At 59.8% G+C, this 18,790-nt stretch carries 14 protein-coding genes and 1 riboswitch; of the genes, 6 read left to right on the top strand and 8 right to left on the bottom strand.

Features of this window, described 5'->3' with window-relative positions; all coding sequences use genetic code 11:
- The first annotated feature begins 16 nt into the window (after nucleotides 1–16).
- Both deoC and AC1Q5O_RS26485 read left to right on the top strand, forming a co-directional pair.
- Nucleotides 17–976 carry a deoxyribose-phosphate aldolase gene (deoC, locus tag AC1Q5O_RS26490; protein WP_223616036.1) on the top strand — a complete coding sequence of 320 codons (960 nt, stop codon included), beginning with the start codon at nucleotides 17–19 and terminating at the stop codon, nucleotides 974–976.
- Nucleotides 977–987: 11 nt separating this feature from the next.
- Complete coding sequence (locus AC1Q5O_RS26485) at nucleotides 988–3,387, top strand: aldehyde dehydrogenase family protein (RefSeq protein ID WP_492567028.1); 2,400 nt, start codon at nucleotides 988–990, stop codon at nucleotides 3,385–3,387.
- 56 nt (nucleotides 3,388–3,443) lie between these two features.
- On the opposite strand, the gene AC1Q5O_RS26480 is transcribed toward AC1Q5O_RS26485, so the two are convergent.
- The 8 genes from AC1Q5O_RS26480 to AC1Q5O_RS26445 all read right to left on the bottom strand — a co-directional run bounded on the left by AC1Q5O_RS26480 (nucleotide 3,444) and on the right by AC1Q5O_RS26445 (nucleotide 12,645).
- Nucleotides 3,444–4,379: an ABC transporter substrate-binding protein gene (locus tag AC1Q5O_RS26480; RefSeq protein ID WP_492567026.1), complete on the bottom strand. Its 936-nt coding sequence runs from the start codon at nucleotides 4,377–4,379 to the stop codon at nucleotides 3,444–3,446.
- Between the two features lie 34 nt (nucleotides 4,380–4,413).
- Nucleotides 4,414–5,463, bottom strand: a complete 1,050-nt coding sequence (locus tag AC1Q5O_RS26475) for an LLM class flavin-dependent oxidoreductase (RefSeq protein ID WP_492567024.1) — start codon at nucleotides 5,461–5,463, stop codon at nucleotides 4,414–4,416.
- Between the two features lie 41 nt (nucleotides 5,464–5,504).
- Entirely contained in the window at nucleotides 5,505–6,440 is a 936-nt protein-coding gene (locus AC1Q5O_RS26470) for an ABC transporter substrate-binding protein (RefSeq protein WP_492567023.1), read from the bottom strand.
- Between the two features lie 43 nt (nucleotides 6,441–6,483).
- A complete protein-coding gene (locus AC1Q5O_RS26465; protein ID WP_492567022.1) occupies nucleotides 6,484–8,289 on the bottom strand; it encodes an amino acid ABC transporter permease/ATP-binding protein in 1,806 nt (601 codons plus the stop codon).
- 219 nt (nucleotides 8,290–8,508) lie between these two features.
- Nucleotides 8,509–9,060 carry a GNAT family N-acetyltransferase gene (locus AC1Q5O_RS26460; RefSeq protein ID WP_492567020.1) on the bottom strand — a complete coding sequence of 184 codons (552 nt, stop codon included), beginning with the start codon at nucleotides 9,058–9,060 and terminating at the stop codon, nucleotides 8,509–8,511.
- A gap of 18 nt (nucleotides 9,061–9,078) precedes the next feature.
- Nucleotides 9,079–10,272, bottom strand: coding sequence for a M20 aminoacylase family protein (locus tag AC1Q5O_RS26455; RefSeq protein WP_492567018.1), 1,194 nt, complete (start codon nucleotides 10,270–10,272; stop codon nucleotides 9,079–9,081).
- Complete coding sequence (locus tag AC1Q5O_RS26450; protein ID WP_492567016.1) at nucleotides 10,272–11,624, bottom strand: LLM class flavin-dependent oxidoreductase; 1,353 nt, start codon at nucleotides 11,622–11,624, stop codon at nucleotides 10,272–10,274. The genes AC1Q5O_RS26455 and AC1Q5O_RS26450 overlap by 1 nt, the downstream gene beginning before the upstream one ends.
- A gap of 16 nt (nucleotides 11,625–11,640) precedes the next feature.
- A complete protein-coding gene (locus AC1Q5O_RS26445) occupies nucleotides 11,641–12,645 on the bottom strand; it encodes an LLM class flavin-dependent oxidoreductase (RefSeq protein WP_492567014.1) in 1,005 nt (334 codons plus the stop codon).
- A 450-nt stretch (nucleotides 12,646–13,095) separates the two neighbouring features.
- Here AC1Q5O_RS26445 and AC1Q5O_RS26440 point away from each other — a divergent pair, with 450 nt between their 5' ends.
- The 4 genes from AC1Q5O_RS26440 to gcvP all read left to right on the top strand — a co-directional run bounded on the left by AC1Q5O_RS26440 (nucleotide 13,096) and on the right by gcvP (nucleotide 18,766).
- Complete coding sequence (locus AC1Q5O_RS26440; protein ID WP_223616045.1) at nucleotides 13,096–14,103, top strand: adenylate/guanylate cyclase domain-containing protein; 1,008 nt, start codon at nucleotides 13,096–13,098, stop codon at nucleotides 14,101–14,103.
- A gap of 129 nt (nucleotides 14,104–14,232) precedes the next feature.
- A riboswitch (glycine riboswitch) is annotated at nucleotides 14,233–14,329 on the top strand.
- Between the two features lie 150 nt (nucleotides 14,330–14,479).
- Nucleotides 14,480–15,583, top strand: coding sequence for a glycine cleavage system aminomethyltransferase GcvT (gene gcvT / locus AC1Q5O_RS26435; protein WP_492567012.1), 1,104 nt, complete (start codon nucleotides 14,480–14,482; stop codon nucleotides 15,581–15,583).
- A 5-nt stretch (nucleotides 15,584–15,588) separates the two neighbouring features.
- The gene (gene gcvH, locus AC1Q5O_RS26430) at nucleotides 15,589–15,957 is read left to right on the top strand and encodes a glycine cleavage system protein GcvH (RefSeq protein WP_223616047.1); all 369 of its coding nucleotides are present in this window, start codon (nucleotides 15,589–15,591) and stop codon (nucleotides 15,955–15,957) included.
- 10 nt (nucleotides 15,958–15,967) lie between these two features.
- A complete protein-coding gene (gcvP, locus tag AC1Q5O_RS26425) occupies nucleotides 15,968–18,766 on the top strand; it encodes an aminomethyl-transferring glycine dehydrogenase (RefSeq protein WP_492567010.1) in 2,799 nt (932 codons plus the stop codon).
- Nucleotides 18,767–18,790 lie beyond the last annotated feature (24 nt).

The raw sequence follows: 18,790 nt of genomic DNA, 5'->3' as shown, positions 1-18,790 counted from the left end.
GGGCACGGAAATCCAAATGCCACATTCCCACGCGCGCAATACCGGTACGAAACTTCTGCCGGACTGGTTCGAGGACATCGCGGTCAACCGTTCGGCAACGGAGCGCCGGGCGGCAACACTGACCACCAGGCGAACGGTCAAGAAGGAGTATCAGGCAGCCTGGCTCGTTAAGGCGATCACCTGCATCGACCTGACGACTCTTGCCGGAGACGATACGGCTGGCCGCGTCCGCCGCCTGTGCGCCAAGGCGAAAAAGCCGGTGCGTGATGACATTCTGGAAGCGCTCGGGCTTGCCGATGCGCATATCACAACGGGTGCGGTCTGCGTCTATCCGACGATGGTTCCCCATGCGGTCAAGGCGCTGGAAGGTTCGGGCATTCCCGTTGCATCCGTTGCCACGGGTTTTCCCGCTGGCCTGACCCCGCTGCCGCAGCGCCTTGCCGAGATTCACTATGCGGTGGGCGAGGGTGCCAAAGAGATCGATATCGTCATAACACGCGAACACGTTCTCACCCAGAACTGGTCGGCGCTTTATGATGAGATTTCCCGAATGCGCGAGGCTTCGGGCGAGGCGCATATGAAAGCCATTCTGGCAACAGGCGATCTCAACACGCTGCGTAACGTCTACCGTGCGTCGATGGTTGCGATGCAGGCGGGTGCCGATTTCATCAAGACGTCGACCGGCAAGGAAGATGTCAATGCCACGCTGCCCGTCAGCCTGGTGATGCTGCGCGCCTTGCGGGACTACGGTGAACTGTCCGGCCAGACTGTTGGCTTCAAGCCTGCGGGCGGCATGAAGACGGCCAAGGATGCCATGAACTGGCTGATCCTGATGAAGGAAGAATTGGGGTTGCCGTGGATGCAGCCGGATCTGTTCCGGCTCGGAGCCAGCTCGATGCTTGGCGATATCGAACGGCAGCTGGAACATTATGTGACGGGTCGCTACGCCGCGTCTTCGCGCCACGCACTCGCTTGAGGAACAGGAATATGGGACAGATCAAGGATATTCTTCGCACGATGGAATATGGCCCGGCACCAGAGAGCAATACCGACGTCCAGAGCTGGCTTGATGCCAACAAGGCGGGTTTTGGTCACTTCATCAATGGCAAGTTCACCGGCACCGAGGGCCGCGAGACATTTGCCGTCATCAATCCGGCCAATGATGCCGTTCTGGCGAAGGTGGCACACGGCACGGAAGCCGATGTCGACGCGGCCGTGAAGGCGGCCCGCGCAGCCTTCGGCAAATGGTCGAAGCTGCCGGGTCACGAACGCGCCAAATATCTCTACGCGATTGCCCGCCATATCCAGAAGCGCGAGCGCTTCTTCTCCGTTCTGGAGACCATGGACAATGGCAAGCCGATCCGCGAGACCCGCGACATCGATATTCCGCTGGTCGCCCGGCATTTCTACCATCACGCTGGTTGGGCGGAGATGGTGGAAACAGAATTCGAAGGCTTTTCACCCGTGGGTGTCTGCGGCCAGGTGATCCCGTGGAATTTCCCGCTGCTGATGCTGGCGTGGAAAATCGCGCCGGCGCTTGCCGCCGGCAATACGGTTGTTCTCAAACCGGCTGAACTGACACCGCTGACAGCGGTTGCTTTCGCCGAAGTCTGTCATGAAATCGGCCTGCCCGCTGGTGTCGTCAACATCGTCCACGGCGATGGCGCGACGGGTGCAGCGATCTGCGGCCATGACGACATCGACAAGGTGGCCTTCACCGGTTCGACCGAAGTTGGCCGTATCATCCGCGAGCAGATTGCCGGTTCGGAGAAGAAGCTGTCACTGGAGCTTGGCGGCAAATCGCCTTTCATCGTGTTCGAAGATGCCGATATCGACGGCGCTGTCGAGGGCGTGGTTGATGCCATCTGGTTCAACCAGGGTGAGGTATGCTGTGCCGGTTCGCGTCTTCTCATCCAGGAAGGCATTGCCGAGCGGTTTTATGCAAAGCTGCGCAAGCGCATGGAAACTCTGAGGGTCGGTGATCCGCTCGACAAGACCATGGATGTCGGCGCGATTGTCTCCAAGGGACAGCTGAAGCGCATTACATCGCTGGTCGAGCAGGGCAAGGCAGAGGGCGGTACGCTCTGGCAGGCGCCGGTAACGCTGCCCAGCAAAGGCGCGTTCTTTGCACCGGGTTTCTTCACCGATGTGGAACCGGCGTCGACCGTGTGCGAAGTGGAGATTTTCGGACCGGTTGCCACCGCAACGACGTTCCGCACACCCGATGAAGCCATCGCCCTTGCCAACAATACCAAATACGGACTGGCGGCTTCCGTCTGGTCGGAAAACATCAATCTGGCCCTCGATATGGCCGCCCGCGTCAAGGCGGGTGTGGTCTGGATCAATTCCACCAACCTGCTCGATGCGGGTGCCGGTTTTGGCGGGTACCGCGAAAGCGGCTACGGCCGTGAAGGCGGGCGTGAAGGGTTATACGAATACCTGACCGCAGATTGGGAGAAGCGTCTGCCAGCCGGCAAGGCCGAACAGGCATTCAAGCCATCGGCAGCGCCGGACGGCGAGGCGAAAATGGCGCTTGGCGGTTCAATTGATCGCACCGTCAAGAACTATATCGGCGGCAAGCAGGCACGCCCCGACGGCGGTTACAGCTATTCGGTCGTCGGCAAAGGCGGCCAAGTCATCGGTCAGGCCGGCATCAGCAATCGCAAGGATATCCGCAATGCCGTGGAAGCGGCTGCAAAGGCCGGTTCCTGGGGTGGTGTCACGGCGCATAACCGGGCACAGGTGCTGTACTATCTCGGCGAAAACTTGAGCGCGCGGCAGGCCGAGTTTGAAGCATTGCTGGTGGAGAGCACCGGTATTTCGGCAAAGACGGCGGCAGAAGAATTCGCAACTGCGCTTCGCCGCATATTCTATTATGCTGCTCAGTCCGACAAATATGACGGCGCGGTGCATTCCACCAAGTCACGCCATGTGACGCTGGCAATGAACGAGCCATGGGGTGTCGTCGGTATCGTCTGCCCGGACGACCAGCCGCTGCTGGCGTTCATCTCGCTGGTTCTGCCTGCCATTGCCATGGGCAACCGTGTCGTGGCCGTACCATCCGCCAGGCATCCGCTGCTCGCAGCCAATCTCTATCAGGTGCTGGACACGTCGGATGTTCCGGGCGGCGTGGTCAATATCGTCACCGGCGAACGCGATGTTCTGGCGAAGACCCTGGCTGAACACGACGAAGTGGATGCACTGTGGTACGTGGGCTCGAAAGAAGGCAGCGCGATGGTTGAAAAGGCATCGTGCGGCAATCTGAAAGCCACCTGGGTCAACAATGGCCGCCAGCGCGACTGGGCGAACACGCAGCAGGGGCAGGGCAAGGATTATCTGCGCCGCGCCGTCCAGGTGAAGAACATCTGGGTCCCTTACGGCGAATAGGCCAAGCAAAAGGCCGCACCGGTTTATACCGGTGCGGCCTTTCGATGTGAACGGTCTCAGCTCTTTGGCAGACCGGGCGGGTTGGTGGTTGCCTTGTCGATGGCTTCCGAACCAAGATTCCAGCGATCGAGCACCTTTTTATATTTGCCATCGGCGATGACGGCGTTAAGCGCCGTTGTGACACCGTCCGCCACGCCGCTGCCCTTGCGGGTGGTGACTGCAACTTCAGCGGTGATCGGCCAGCCGCCGCTGACGGTTCCGACGAGCTTGGTCTTGCCGTTGACAGCGGCCTTATAGGCTTGGGTTGCGTTCACACTGAAGACGGCGTCGGCACGCCCGGATTCGATGGCCAGATACTTCACCGCATCATCGTCATAATACTGGACTTCGATGGCTTTCAGGCCCTTGGCGACATTTTCCTTGTCCCAGGCCAGCAGGATTTTCTCCTGATTGGTGCCGGCATCGGTAATCACCTTCAGCCCGGCGATATCCTTGGGTTCCTTGATGGCCTTGATGGCGCTGTCCGCCTTGACGTAGTAGCCAAGCTCATCCTTGCGATAGGTGGAGAAATCGAACTTCTCCTTGCGCTGTTCCGTAACCGTCACATTCGAAATCACCGCATCGAACTTGCCGGATTCAAGCCCAAGCGGCCAATCGGCCCACGCGACCGGTACCAGTACCAGTTCGCGTCCGAGGCTGTCCGCCACCAGTTGGGCAAGATCGACGTCAAAGCCGACGACGGTGGTGGCATCGCTGGCATAGGTGCTGAGCGGCGGGTTGGACGGATGCAGCCCGATGGTAAGCTTGCCGTCGCTGACGAATTTGAAGTTCTTGGAGACAGCTTCAATTGCCTTCTGATTTTTCTCGGCCCGCACGCGGTCTTTCTGGTCCGGGCTGAGATCGAAGCCGTCCCCGGCTGCAAAGGCGAGATGGGTTGTGGCGGCAATAAATGCCCCGGCCACAAAGGATAGAAGTCGCAGTCTGGTTGTCATGGATAACCCCTTGAGTGTGGTTTGTGGTTGTTTTTCAGCGCCGTGCCCCCGCACTGATGCGCACGGGCTGATTGCCCCAGCCGATTTCCGGAGCGATGTGGGAGATGAAATCGGAGAGGATTTGCTGATATTCGTGCTGTTGGAACTCGTAAGGCAGTTCCAGGCGCAGCTCCCCGACGCGCGCCACGATCGGGTCATTGAAGAGCTGCTCGAGGATCTGCTCGGATGTTCCCACAAGATCCTTGGGAAACAGGGTACGACGCTCGCCCTGCGGCTTCAGGGTGCGCTCATGACGGCTCGCGGCATAGTCGGCATATTTCTTCCGGGTTGCAGCATCCGCGCTGTCAGTCGGGACGATGACACGTCCAAGCGACACGCGGCGGAAGATGCCGTCGAGATTGTGATGGTAAGCGTCGAGCTGACGACCCTGGGCTTCGTAGAAATCATCGGTGTTTTCACCGGCGGTCACATTGCCGATCATGAGATTGAAGCCATTCCTGCCGGCCCATCCAACGGATCGCAGCGACCCGCCGCCATACCAGATCCGGTTGACCAGCCCCTCGGCATGCGGTTGCAGGCGCGGCCGTTGCGGCCCGCCCGGCGTTGCGATGAACGTCTGGGGATCGGCGAGAAATTCACCGCGCAGATTGTCGGCGAAGCGAATAACCCGCTCGTGGGAAAGGTCGTATTCCTTCCAGTTGCCATCAAACACCCGCGGGCCGAGCAACTCCGCATGGGCTGGCGTACCGGCACTCAGGCCGACGTTGAGCCGTCCCCGCGCCAGGACATCGACGGTGGAAAGATCCTCGGCGAGCCGGTAGGGACTCTCATAACCGATCTGGATGACGGCTGTCCCCAATTGGATGCGGCTGGTGCGCTGGGTTGCTGCTGCAAGAAATACGCCCGCGGAGGATATGCCGTGTTCGAGGTGGCGCTGCCGTACCCAGCCGCTGTCAAATCCCAGCTTCTCGCCGAATTCCAGCAGTTGGAGCGTATTTTCCAATCCTTCATATGGATTGTCATCCCGGTAATTGCCTGGTGTGAGGAAGCCGACGTGATTGATGGCGAGGGATGTGTTCGTCATGGGAGAAGCCCTTGTTGCTTGTTCGTGAACCAATCGTGGCGTCAGATTTTCGGCAGGCCGGGAGGATTGGTCCGCGATTTGTCGAGGGCTTCGGGGCCGAGTTTCCAGCGCTCCAGCGACTGGGCATATTTACCGTCGGCGATCAGTTCATTGATTGCTGCGGTCAAGCTATCGGCAATGCCGCTCCCCTTGCGGGTGGTGATTGCAACGTCGGCGATGAGCGGCCATCCGGCATTCACCGTTCCCACCAGTTTGATCTTGTGATCGATCGCCGCGCGATAGGCCTGGGGCGCATTGGGATTGAACTCCGCATCGGCCCGGCCCGACTGGATGGCAAGCGCGCTGACCGCGTCATCGTCATAATACTGGAGCTCAACAGGCTTCAGCCCTTTTGCCGCATTCTGCTTGTCCCATTCGAGCAGGATTTTTTCCTGGATGGTGCCCGATCCCGTGATGATCCTGAGCCCGGCAATATCCTTTGGCTCCTTGATCGATGCGATCGGACTATCGGCTTTGACGTAGAAACCATGCAGGCCGAGGCGGTAGGTGGAGAAATCGAATTTCTCCTTGCGCTGCTCGGTCACGCCGACATTGGAAATAACGGCATCGAACTTTCCCGATTCCAGGCCGAGCGGCCAATCCGCCCAGGCGACCGGCACCAGTTCCAGCTTCCTGCCCAGGATATCGGCAATCAGCTGGGCGAAGTCGGGATCATAGCCGACCACAGTCTTGGCATCCGTTGCGTAGGTGCTGAGCGGCGGGTGCGCGACGCTGATGCCGACGGTCAGTGTATCGTCCCTGACGAATTTGAACGTCGCCGGAATCGAGGCAATGACCTTTTCGCTCTTTTCCGCGCGGATACGGCCACTCTGGTCGGGGCTGAGGTCAAAGCCTTCGGCATGAACCATGGCGAGACCGGAAACGGTGGCGATAAGCACTGCCAGAGCGAAGGAGATGTGGGACGGGCGAAATATCATGCTGCTTTCCTTGGATGTGTGCATGCCGGAACCGGCGCTGGGGTTAGAGAACCTTGGCCAGAAACTCGCTGGTGCGGGCATTCCTTGGCCGGTTCAGGACCTGTTCGGGCGCCCCTGTCTCAATGACCTTGCCACCATCCATGAAGATCACCGTGTCGGCCACTTCCCGGGCAAACCCGATCTCGTGGGTGACGATGATGAGAGTCGTGCCGGAGCGGGCCAGTTCCTTGATGACATCCAGCACCTCGCCGACCAATTCGGGGTCGAGTGCGGACGTCGGCTCATCGAACAGCAGCACTTTCGGCCGCAGGGCCAGCGCCCGTGCAATCGCCACGCGCTGTTGCTGCCCGCCGGAGAGCTGCCGCGGATAGGCGTCGATCTTGTCGCTAAGGCCGACGCGGGCAAGCAGTTCCCGTGCGAGGCTGATGGCTTCCGGGCGGGTCAGCTGGCCGAGTGACACCGGTGCCTCGATGATATTCTCGAGAACGGTGAGGTGGGGGAACAGGTTGAAGCTCTGGAACACCATGCCGATGTCGGCGCGGCGTTTGAGAATGTCCTTCTCCTTCAGCTCATAGAGTGTCCGGCCACTTTTGCGATAACCGACCAGTTCGTTGTCCACGGTGATGAAACCATCGTCGACGCGTTCCAGATGGTTGATGGTGCGCAGCAGGGTGGACTTGCCGGAGCCGGAGGGTCCGAGGATCGCGGTGACGCTGCCTGCCTTGATGTCGAGCCGGATATCGTCGAGCACCTTAAGCTGGCCAAAGCTCTTGGAAACGCCCTGGATTTTCACCGATCCCGGCGCCCGCCAAGTGGCGAGAGGTATGCTGCGGTCGCTGGTTTTGGCCGCGGCCGCATTTTGCAGGGCTGACACGGTTACGCTCTGCGGACGGGCAAGAATCGGGGCACCGAAGAGCCGGCGAAACAGTTTGCGAAAAATCGGGGCAGGAGGATTACGCAGGGCGCCCTTGGAGAAGTGCCGTTCGATATAGTGCTGGGCGACCGACAGAACAGTCATGATGATCAGGTACCAGACCGTTGCCACCATCAGCAGCGGGACCACTTCGAGGTTGCGGCGATAGATCACCTGAACCGTGTAGAAGAGCTCCGGCAGGGCAAGCACGTAGACCATGGATGTGCCCTTGGCCAAGCCGATGATCTCGTTGAATCCGGTGGGAAGAATGGTGCGCATGGCTTGCGGCAGGACGATGCGGAAAGCCTGCCGGCGCCGGGGCAGGCCGAGCGCGGCCGCGGCTTCAAGCTGGCCCTGGTCGACGGACAGGATACCCCCGCGGATGATTTCAGAGGAGAAGGCTGCCTGATTGAGGCTGAGACCGATGAGCGCCGCTGCAAAAGGGCTGAGGATCGAGATGGTCGGATATTCGGCAAAGAGAATATCCGTGTAGGGCACGCCAATGCGCACCGTCGCATAGAGATAGCCGAGATTGTTGAGGATCAGGAGCAGCACGATCAGCGGGATCGAGCGCAGAAGCCAGATATAGGCCCAGGACAGCCCCGACAGAAGGGGCGATTTCGACACGCGGGCCAGTGCAAGCGCTGTTCCCAGCGCGAAGCCGAGAATGGTTGCGAGTACGGTCAGCAGGAGGGTGCGCGCCAGGCCAGCCAAAACGGGAGCCGAAAAGAACCATTCGGCAAAAACGTTCCATCCCCATTTCGGATTGGTCAGAATGGATTGAAGCGTGACAGCAATGATCAGCGCGGCAAATAATGTTCCGAAGAAACGCGCCGGGTATTTCGCCTTCACAATCCTGTAGTGGGTGTAATCCTCGGTTGTGGCGGCGGGCGGCTGGACGGAATGTGTAGCCGAATAGTCTGCTGTAATCGCCATGCTTGCAAATTCCCCTGTGCAACACTTTTCAGTCGAGCGAGTCCGTATCGGAAAATCTTCTGCGGGCTCGTTTTTACTCGACTGATTTAGTAGTGTTTAAGCGAAACAGTCAAAGACGACGGACTGCGAAATCAAAGGGGTTAGAGAAGCATTGTTGCAAAGAACCGGGCTTATTGAGCATGAAATCCCACGGTCCGGGCAATCATGATACCGGTGAAGTCACCCGGCCTGACGCAGAAGATCACGGTCTGACGAAACAGAAGCGGGAACCTTGGACAACTGTGCTGCCAATGCACTGATATCCTTCTCGAAGGGCAGGTGCCGATAGACTTCCGGATCGGCGTTGACATCGAAAAGAGCAGTATATCCCGAACGCAGATACAGTTCCTTTGCCTCGGGCTGACGGAAGCCGGTGGTCAGGTAAATCCGCGTATAGCCCTGGCGCGCAGCCTGTTCTTCAAGTTCGGTCACAACCTTGCGCGCAAGGCCCTGCTGGCGCAAATCCGCATGGGTCCAGATGCGTTTGAGTTCGGCTGTCTGCTCGTCATAGCGTTTGAACGCGCCGCCGCCGATGGTTTGCCCGTCGCGGATCAGGAGCAGAAAGGCACCGTCGGGCGCGGCGAAAAGCTCGGCCGGGTAGCGACTCAATTCGTTGCGCGCCGGTTCACCATAAAAGTTGCCGTAGCGCGTTTCGTATTCGATGATCAGAGCTTCGATCAACGGCTGTGAGCGTTCATCGTTCGGTGTCGTGTAAACAAAAACATCAGTCATGATTGTCTCGCGTTCTTGTCAGATGGGCCTGTCGGAGGGATTCCTGGCGAGATAGGTTTCGGTCAGCTTCACCCAGTAACGGGCGGCTGACGGCAGGATCTCGTCATTGAAATTGTAGAGCGGGCTGTGCAGCGGAGCGCTGTCGCCATTGCCGAGGAAAAGATAGCTTCCCGGCGTTTCCTGCAGCATGAAGGCAAAATCCTCGCTGGCGGAAATCGGCCGGAAATCCTTCTCGATCCGCGCGTCGCCGAAATGTTCAAGCGCCACGTTTCTGGCGAACGCCGTTTCATCGGCATGGTTGACCAGCACGGGATAGCCGCTGGGATATGCCACCTCGGCGACAGCGCCGTAACTTTCGGCCTGCGCTTTGGCTAGTGTGACCAGGCGGGACTTGATGGCTTCCCGCACCTCCTTGCGGAAAGTGCGCACCGTCAGTTCCAGCTCGGCACTATCGGGAATGACATTGGGAGCGATGCCTGCGTGGATGGTGCCGACCGTGATCACCGCGGCGTCGAGGGGATCGATGTTGCGGGCGACAATGCTTTGCAGCGCCATGATGAAGGAGGCGCTGGCGACGACGGGATCAATGGTCTCCTGGGGGCGGGCGCCGTGGCCGCCCTTGCCGATGATACGGACCGTGACCTTGTCGACCGAGGCCATCGCCGGGCCGGTGATGAACCCGAACTGACCGGTGGGAACACCTGGCCAGTTGTGCAGGCCAAAGACGGCGTCGCAGGGAAAGCGCTCGAACAGGCCATCGCGAACCATGCTCCGGGCTCCGGCACCGCCTTCCTCGGCTGGCTGGAAGATGACGTTGAGGGTGCCGGAGAAGTCACGCGTTTCGGCGAGATAGCGGGCGCTGGTCAGAAGAATGGTGGTGTGCCCGTCATGGCCGCAGGCATGCATTTTTCCGGGTATGGTGCTGGCATAGGGCAGCCCCGTCGCTTCGACGATCGGCAGGGCATCCATATCCGCGCGAATGCCAAGCCGCTTGGGGCCGTTGCCATTCTGCAGCGTTCCGACGACACCGGTTTTGCCGATGCCCTCGGTGACCTGATAGCCCCAGTCGCGCAGCCGGTCGGCGACGAGCGCGCTGGTGCGGTGCTCGTTGTAACCCAGTTCGGGATTCCGGTGCAGGTCGCGGCGAAGAGCGACCATCTCATCGAGATAGTCGCTGATTCTTGCCTCAACCGGATCCGCCTGCCGGCCCATCAGAGTGCCGTCTCTTTGATGGGTTCCTTCGTGGCCTGATGGGCCTTGGTGTAGCGGCTTTCGCGGAAGGGCAGGCCGATGTTTTCGCGCAATGTCGTGCCGGAAAGCACCCTATTGTGATAGCCGCGCTCATCGAGCAGCGGCAGCACGTCGCGCGTAAAGTCCTCGAGCCCTTCGGTCAGGATCTGGAAACCGAGAATGAACCCGTCGGCCGCTTCGGTCTCGACCCAGCGGATGAGTTCGTCGGCGATCTTCTGCGGTGTGCCGGTGAAGGCATTGCGCGGCGTCGTGACTTCCAGCGCAACTTCGCGCAAGGTCTGGCCTTTTTCCTTGGCGTTGCGCTTGATGCGGTCCGTGGTGGAGCGGAAATTGTTCTTGCCGATATCGCCGAGTTCCGGGAACGGCGCATCAATGGGATAGGCGCTGAAATCGTGATGATCGAAGAAGCGTCCCAGATAGGCAAGCGCTTCGTCAACGGTCACAAGATCGCGGATGACACGGTACTTTGCCTCCGCTTCCTCCTCAGTTGCACCGACGATCGGCGCGATGCCGGGGAAAATCAGGACATCGCCCGGCTTGCGGCCGTGCGCGACCGCGCTTTGTTTAACCCGGCGATAGAAGGCTTGCGCCTCCTCGATCGGCACGTGGTTGGTGAACACGCCGTCCGCATGCTTGCCGGCGAGGTCGATACCGTCGTCGGACGATCCGGCCTGGAAAATGACCGGCTGGCCCTGCTTGGAGCGGCTGATATTCAGCGGGCCCTCCGAATTAAAGAACCGGCCATGATGGTTCAGGCGATGCAGCTTGGTCTTGTCGAAGAACTGGCCCGTTTCGCGGTTGCGGACAAAGGCGTCATCGTCCCATGAGTCCCACAAGCCCTTGACCACTTCGAGATGTTCGTCCGCTATCTCATAGCGCAGGGCATGGTCGGGATGGTCGCGGCCATAATTCTTGGCCGAGCCTTCAAGCGGCGATGTTACGGCATTCCAGCCGGCGCGGCCGTTGCTGATCTTGTCGATCGAGCCGAACTGCCGGGCAACGGTGAAGGGATCGCTGTAGGAGGTCGAGACCGTGCCGACGAGACCGAGTTTCGAGGTTGTCGCGGCCAGCGCGGATAGAATGGCAATCGGTTCGAAACGGTTGAGAAAATGCGGGATGGATTTTTCGTTGATGTAGAGCCCGTCAGCGACGAAGGCAAAGGCAATGCCTGCCTCCTCGGCTTTGCGGGCATTGCGTACAAAGAAATCGAAATTGACGCTGGCATCAACAGGTGAACTCGGGTGTTTCCAGGAATTCATGTGGCCGCCGGCACCCTGCAGCATCACACCGAACGGAATGGGTCGCTTGGACATTGTTCAATCTCCTTGATCACGCGGCAGCGGCGAATTGCGCCTGAGCCAGAAGTTCGATGGATCTGAGGCGCTTCGCAGCGTCATTGATGGGGGTGTCGATGATGAATTCGCCGATGCCGTATCGGTCATGCAGCCGGTCGAGCTGGTCTGAAACCGTGCCGGCCGCGCCGCGCAGGACATTGGGCGTCTTCTTCTCGATCCGGTAATTGGCAGCACCTGTCTGGCGCGCATATTCTTCGGCCTGTTCCACGCTGCCGACGGTGACGCTCTGGCCATTGTCCACGTGCACCTTGAAATGCTGGATATTGCCAGCCAGCCGGTCAGCCTCCGCATCCGTCTCGGCCGCCACGATCCCCACGGCAAGGAGAGGCGCACGGCCGGGTGCTGCCTTCCGATACGCCTCCAATGTCTGCTGCAGGATCGTTTCGTCGCCGTTGAGGTGGCTGGCGAAGACAAAATCCCAACCCTGGGAGGCGGCAAGCAGCGCGCTGTCGACACTGGCGCCAAGCAGGAAGCGGTTGGCAGTGACGGCAGGACGCGGTGTTGCCTGAACGCCGGCAAGCGGGTCATCCGCAGGCAGCCCTTTGTCGAGAAAGGCGCTGAGCTGGGCGAGCTGGGCGGAAAAATCCTGCTTCTGCGTCCGCGGGACAACGCCCTGCAGGGCGCGCGTCGAAAACGGCAGCCCGCCGGGAGCCTTGCCCACGCCGAGATCGACGCGGCCGGGCCCCAGCGCAGCCAGGACATTGAAATTTTCGGCCACCTTGTAGGGGCTGTAGTGCTGCAGCATGACCCCGCCGGAGCCGACGCGAATACGCGCCGTATTGGCCAGCAGGAAGGCGATCAGCACTTCCGGCGACGAGCTTGCCAACGTCGGCGCATCGTGGTGTTCGGCCACCCAGAACCGGTGGAAGCCCCACTGTTCCGCCTGGCGGGCCAGCGCGACCGTCCGCTTCAGCGCCGTGCTGGCCGTTTCGCCATCGTGGATAGGACTTTTATCGAGCAAACTCAGTGCGTAGCCCATGTTAGGGTATGGCCTCCATGTGATTGAAGCCGCGCATCGCCAGAGGCAGCGCGGACTCCGTTTTCAGAGGCGACCAGATTTTATCGGATTTCGAGACCCGTCAAAGAACGCTTTGCTAAAAATCAGCGGGCAAACTGTATTAATATTCCTGGCGCTGACGGCGTGGATCAACCTGGTGGCTTGGATGCAAGGAACGAGGTTGATCGTTGATCTCCTGTTCAGCGATGGTCATTCTCCAACAATCTGGAGCCTTAAATTGACCGTATCCGATGGACAATTTGCACGGCAGTGAGTCTGATGGGATGATCCTTGGTGTAATTCTCCACATGGATATCGCGAGATCGCGGATATCTGTTGGTTGGATAATATCGTTCGGCGCATAAATGAAATCACGGAGGGACGCGGCATTGAGGCCCGCCCTGAAGATTTGAAATGGATCGGAACGGGAATATGCGCAGAAATTCAGTGGGATTGTGGGTATTCCTTCTCAGCGCAGTCGCGGCAAGCGGCTATCTCTATAGCTGGCTGGTCTATAGGCAGGGATATTTTTTAGGGGCCGTGTTTGCCCTTTCCATCTGTGTGCCGATCCTGGCGTTCGAACGCGGCCTCATCTTTCCGAAATTGCGTGCCTGGATCAACACATTGCCGACGGCGGGTTTTCTCGTCGCCGCATTGATAGCCGATTATGTGCTGATCAGCATCGGCAATGCCGTTTGTGGGATAACGCTGTGGAGCTTCGGCTGGATTGACGGCCCTTTCTGGCGCGCGGCAACACTGTCACCGCAGGTGCTGCTCTACACGCTCGCCGTCCTGACCGTCATGATTTTCATCCTGCGGGTGCGCGATCTTCTCGGCCGCGACATTTTTGCCAGCCTTCTGATGAGCCGCTACCGCCAGCCGGTGGCCGAAGAGCGAGTGTTTCTTTTCATCGATCTTGTCGGGTCGACCTCGTTTGCCGAAGAACATGGCGATCTGCGGGCCCAGCAGTTTCTCGGCGCGCTCTTTGCCGCCTTTGCTGAACCTGTCCGGCGTCACGGCGGAGCCATTGACGATTATGTCGGGGATGCCGCCATCATCACATGGCCCATTGAGCGCGGCATCAAGGATGCGAGTTGCGCCCGCTGTGTCTTCGATATTCTAGACAGCATCGAAAAGAATGCAAATCAATGGCTTGAGCGATTCGGAAGGGTGCCGCGCCTGCGTGCGGCCCTGCATGGCGGCCCGATCATCACGGCCGAGATCGGGGTGGATCATCACAAGATCACCTATTTCGGCGATACGGTAAACACCACGGCGCGGCTGGAAAGCCTCTGCCGCACATTGGCCACGCCGGTTTTGATCTCCAGCGAATTGGCGCAGAGGATGAGTTTCTCCAATGAAATCAAGGCAAATTACCTTGGAATGCATGGCGTCAAGGGCAGGGGGCAGGCGCTGGGGGTGATGGCCCTGACCCGCTGACATCGGGCGCTCCCAGTGGAAGTATCCTCATTCAGACAATTTCTGTCCACAAAGCGGCAAATCGGCCATTTGCACGATGACAGGCAGAGGCCGTTGCGCTATGGTCCAGCCTGTCGAGGGCTTCGGCCCTGTCAGTTTGCGGGAGAGTGTCGTGCATGGAAATGTGCAGGCCACCGAAGGGGAAATCGCCCGAAATCTCTCAGGTACCAGGAACCGCAAACCGGGAAGGCAACTCTGGAAAGTCGGGGGAAACTCCGCGCCGAAGGTGTAAGTTCAGTCAGGGGTCCTGATTGAGCGAGTCTCTCAGGCTTCCGACAGAGGGGCAAAGAAATGTTCCGTCGTGTGGCGGAGGTCTTTGCACGTCTCTGGAGTAAAAATGGGCACGGAAGATAATCTGAAACAATTGCCGCTTGACGATCTGCACAAGGCCGCCAATGCGCGCTTTGGCGGTTTTGCCGGTTGGTCGATGCCGATCACCTATCCGCTCGGTGTGATGAAGGAACATCTTCACACGCGCGAGAAGGCCGGGATTTTCGACATTTCGCATATGCAGCTCTTTGATGTCGTCGGGCCGCAGGCCGCGGCACTGCTGTCACGCGCATGCCCGCTGGATGCGTCTGCGCTTCAGGCGGGTCAGTCGAAATACACCTTCTTTCTCGATGACAAGGCAGGCATTCTCGATGACCTGATCGTCACCCGTCTCGGGGATGAGCATTTCATGGTCGTTGCCAATGCCGGAAATGCCGCGGCTGACGAAGCGCATCTGCGCGGTGTCGCCAAGGATTTCGACTGCAAGATCGATGCGCTGGATCGTGTGTTCCTGGCCATCCAGGGGCCGCAGGCAGTGAATGTGTTGCGGGATGCCGGTATTGCCGGAACTGATCTTGCTTTCATGAACGGATTTGAGCCGAAGCCGGGCTGGTTCATGAGCCGCTCCGGCTATACCGGCGAGGACGGTTTTGAGATCGGCCTGCCGGAAGCCGATGCCCGTATGCTTGTCGAAAAGCTTTTCGCCGACGAGCGTGTCGCCTGGATCGGGCTTGCTGCCCGCGACAGTCTGCGCCTGGAAGCGGGTCTGTGCCTGCACGGCCATGACATAACGCCGGATTATGATCCGGTCGATGCCGGACTGCTCTGGGCCATTGCCAAGCCGGTGCGTGAGACCGCAGGCTTTATCGGCGCTGCGGCGCTTCTTGCCAAGATCGCAACAGGATCGGCCATGAAGCGCGTCGGCCTGAAGCCCGATGGCCGGCAGCCGGTGCGCACCGATGCCGAACTCTTTGATGCCGACGGCAATAAGGTTGGATTGGTCACGTCGGGCGGTTTCGGACCGTCGGCAGGTTTTCCCGTTGCCATGGGGTACGTCAGCAAAGAGCTGTCCGCGCTGGGCTCCAAGGTTTTCGCCGAGGTGCGGGGCAACCGCGTCCCGGTCGATATTCATTCACTTCCCTTCACTCCACATCGCTACCACAAAGGATAATTGAGATGGCAGCCACTTATTTTACCGAAGATCACGAATGGGTCCGCGTCGAGAATGACATTGCGACGGTTGGCATTACCGATCACGCGCAGGATCAGCTCGGCGATCTGGTTTTTGTCCAGTTGCCGGATGTCGGTCAATCCTTATCCAAAGGCGATGCCACGGTTGTCGTTGAATCCGTCAAGGCGGCATCGGACGTCTATGCGCCGCTGGACGGTGAAGTGACGGAAGTGAACGAAGCAACTGCAAGCGATCCGTCGCTGGTCAACTCGGCCGCCGCAAGCGACGGCTGGCTATGGAAGATGAAGCTGTCCAATCCGGATCAGCTGACCGGCCTTCTCGACGAGGCAGGCTACAAAGCAATCATTGGCTGAAGGCATGATGATGAAAGACACCATATTCCCGTTCGCTGACCGCCATATCGGTCCGAGCATACAAGGCTCCCGCGCCATGCTGGCGGCTCTTGGCATTCCGTCGCTGGAAACTTTGATTGCGCAGGCCGTGCCAAAATCCATCCGGCTTGAACGGCCGCTCGACATTCCTGCGGCCGTCAATGAGTCGGAAGCTTTGGCCGAGCTTGCCGCCAAGATGAGCCAGAACAAGACCCACAAGAGCTTTATCGGTCAGGGTTATCACGGCACCCACGTGCCCGCGGTTATCCTGCGTAATCTGTTTGAAAACCCGGCTTGGTATACCGCCTATACGCCGTATCAGTCGGAAATCAGCCAGGGTCGCCTTGAACTGCTGTTCCACTTCCAGACGCTGGTGACGGAACTGACCGGTTTGCCGGTTGCATCCGCGTCGCTCCTGGACGAGGCGACGGCCGTTGCAGAAGCCGTCGGCATTGCCTATCGCCATCATCGCGAGAAGCGCACCCGCATCGCGATCGCCGGTGCCCTGCATCCGCAGACAGTCGATGTGGTCAAGACCCGCGCCGAGCCGCTGGGCATGACCGTGGATGAAGGCGAGATCGATGCCAGCGTTGCAGCGATCATCGTTCCATGGCCGGACACATTCGGTGTCTATGGTGACCATGCTTCGGTCATTCAGGCCGCCAAGGCCGCTGGTGTGCTGGTAATCGCCGTGGCCGATCCGCTGGCCCTGACAATCACCGCCCCGCCTGCCAAGGCTGGTGTCGATATTGCTGCCGGTTCCATGCAGCGCTTTGGTGTGCCGATCGGTTATGGCGGCCCGCACGCCGCCTATCTCGCCGTCAGCGAAACGCTGACCCGGCTTATACCTGGCCGTCTGGTTGGCCAGTCCGTCGACAGCAAGGGGCGTGCCGGCTATCGCCTTGCCCTGCAGACGCGCGAGCAGCATATCCGCCGCGACAAGGCGACATCAAACATCTGTACCGCGCAGGCACTGCTGGCCAATATGGCGGTGTCCTACGCCATCTGGCATGGTCCGCAGGGGCTTCAGGCCATCGCCCGCCGCGTGCATGCCCAGGCGGCCCGTTTGGCCGCTGCGCTGACAGGGGCGGGCCTTTCCATCGCCGGATCGCATTTCTTCGATACGGTTACGGCCACTGTTCCCGGCAAAGCAGCCTCCATTGCTGCGGAGGCTGAAAAGGGCGGACGTCTGCTGCGCATTGTCGATCAGGACCGCCTCGGCATCACCGTAGATGAAACGACATCGGAAGATGACCTGAAGGCACTCTCTGCACTTTTCGGTGCCGATCTGCCTGCGGAAGCAAAGGCAACATTGCCCGGGGAAAGGCAGGCCGAGGGTTTCATGACCCAGGCCGTTTTCCATCAGCAGCGCTCGGAAACCGAGATGATGCGTTTCCTGCGCCGTCTGGCGGACAAGGACCTGGCGCTCGACCGCGCCATGATCCCGCTCGGCTCGTGCACAATGAAGCTCAACGCTGCCGCCGAAATGTTGCCGGTCAGCTGGAACAGCGTTGCCAATGTGCATCCATTCGCTCCTGCCGGCCATGCGCTTGGCTACAAGGCGATGACGGACGATCTGGAAGCCTGGTTGTCCGAGATCACCGGCTTTGATGCGGTTTCACTGCAGCCCAATGCCGGCAGCCAGGGTGAATATGCCGGTCTCCTGGCCATTCGCCGCTATCATCTGGATCGGGGCGATGCGCATCGTGATATCTGCCTCATCCCGGAATCGGCGCATGGCACCAATCCGGCCAGTGCCCATATGGCGGGCATGCGGGTGGTGGTCGTGGCATGTGAAGAGGCTGGCGATATCGATCTTGAGGACCTCAAGGCAAAAGCCGACCAGCACAGCGCCAATCTTGCGGCGCTGATGATTACCTACCCATCGACCCATGGCGTGTTCGAAGAAGGTGTCAAGGATATCTGCACGGTCATTCATCAGCATGGCGGCCAGGTCTATTTCGATGGCGCCAACCTCAATGCGCTGGTCGGGCTTGCCCGTCCCGGCGATATCGGTGCCGATGTCTGCCACATGAACCTGCACAAGACCTTCTGCATTCCCCATGGCGGCGGCGGGCCGGGTGTTGGTCCGATCGGCGTGAAGAAGCATCTTGCTCCCTTCCTGCCCGGTCATGTGGCCAAGGGATCGCAGCACGCGGTTTCAGCGGCTCCCTTCGGCAGCGCATCCATTCTTCCCATCACGTGGATGTATATCCGCATGATGGGCGGGGCGGGCCTCAAGCGTGCAACCGAGATGGCTATTCTCAACGCCAATTACATCGCGGAGCGGCTGAAGGGCCACTATCCCGTTCTGTTCACGGGACAGAACGGCCGCGTGGCGCATGAGTGCATTCTCGATACCCGTGTGTTGAAGGACAGTGCCGGGATCAGCGTCGAAGATATCGCCAAGCGCCTCATCGATTACGGCTTCCACGCCCCGACCATGTCCTGGCCGATTGCCGGTACGCTGATGGTCGAGCCGACGGAATCGGAATCCAAGCGCGAGATCGACCGCTTCTGTGATGCGATGATCCTCATTGCCGGGGAAGCGGAGAAGGTTGCCAGTGGCGTCTGGCCGCGTGACGACAACCCGCTCGTCAATTCACCGCACCCATCCGGTGATGTGCTGGCCGATGACTGGTCGCATCCTTACACCCGCAGGGAAGCCAGCCTGCCGGCAGGCGAGAGCGAAGAGAACCCGAAATACTGGCCGCCGGTGTCGCGCATCGACAACGTCGCCGGAGATCGCAATCTCGTCTGCGCCTGCCCGCCCATGCAGGCCTACAGCTAAAATAGAGTGCCCCTCCCGGATCAT

Source organism: Phyllobacterium sp. MT110 (assembly GCF_058792715.1).
The sequence above is the reverse complement of the archived record's forward strand: the minus strand, read 5'-3'. Positions and strand labels throughout refer to the sequence as shown.

Bases quoted from the DNA above. Each gene is read 5' to 3' on its own strand.
- gcvH (WP_223616047.1), top strand. From the start codon at position 15,589: ATGGCAGCCACTTATTTTACCGAAGATCACGAATGGGTCCGCGTCGAG.
- deoC (WP_223616036.1), top strand. From the start codon at position 17: ATGCCACATTCCCACGCGCGCAATACCGGTACGAAACTTCTGCCGGAC.
- AC1Q5O_RS26475 (WP_492567024.1), bottom strand. From the start codon at position 5,463: ATGACGAACACATCCCTCGCCATCAATCACGTCGGCTTCCTCACACCA.
- AC1Q5O_RS26470 (WP_492567023.1), bottom strand. From the start codon at position 6,440: ATGATATTTCGCCCGTCCCACATCTCCTTCGCTCTGGCAGTGCTTATC.
- AC1Q5O_RS26440 (WP_223616045.1), top strand. From the start codon at position 13,096: ATGCGCAGAAATTCAGTGGGATTGTGGGTATTCCTTCTCAGCGCAGTC.
- AC1Q5O_RS26455 (WP_492567018.1), bottom strand. From the start codon at position 10,272: ATGGGCCGGCAGGCGGATCCGGTTGAGGCAAGAATCAGCGACTATCTC.
- AC1Q5O_RS26485 (WP_492567028.1), top strand. From the start codon at position 988: ATGGGACAGATCAAGGATATTCTTCGCACGATGGAATATGGCCCGGCA.
- gcvT (WP_492567012.1), top strand. From the start codon at position 14,480: ATGGGCACGGAAGATAATCTGAAACAATTGCCGCTTGACGATCTGCAC.
- AC1Q5O_RS26445 (WP_492567014.1), bottom strand. From the start codon at position 12,645: ATGGGCTACGCACTGAGTTTGCTCGATAAAAGTCCTATCCACGATGGC.
- AC1Q5O_RS26480 (WP_492567026.1), bottom strand. From the start codon at position 4,379: ATGACAACCAGACTGCGACTTCTATCCTTTGTGGCCGGGGCATTTATT.
- AC1Q5O_RS26460 (WP_492567020.1), bottom strand. From the start codon at position 9,060: ATGACTGATGTTTTTGTTTACACGACACCGAACGATGAACGCTCACAG.
- AC1Q5O_RS26450 (WP_492567016.1), bottom strand. From the start codon at position 11,624: ATGTCCAAGCGACCCATTCCGTTCGGTGTGATGCTGCAGGGTGCCGGC.
- AC1Q5O_RS26465 (WP_492567022.1), bottom strand. From the start codon at position 8,289: ATGGCGATTACAGCAGACTATTCGGCTACACATTCCGTCCAGCCGCCC.
- gcvP (WP_492567010.1), top strand. From the start codon at position 15,968: ATGAAAGACACCATATTCCCGTTCGCTGACCGCCATATCGGTCCGAGC.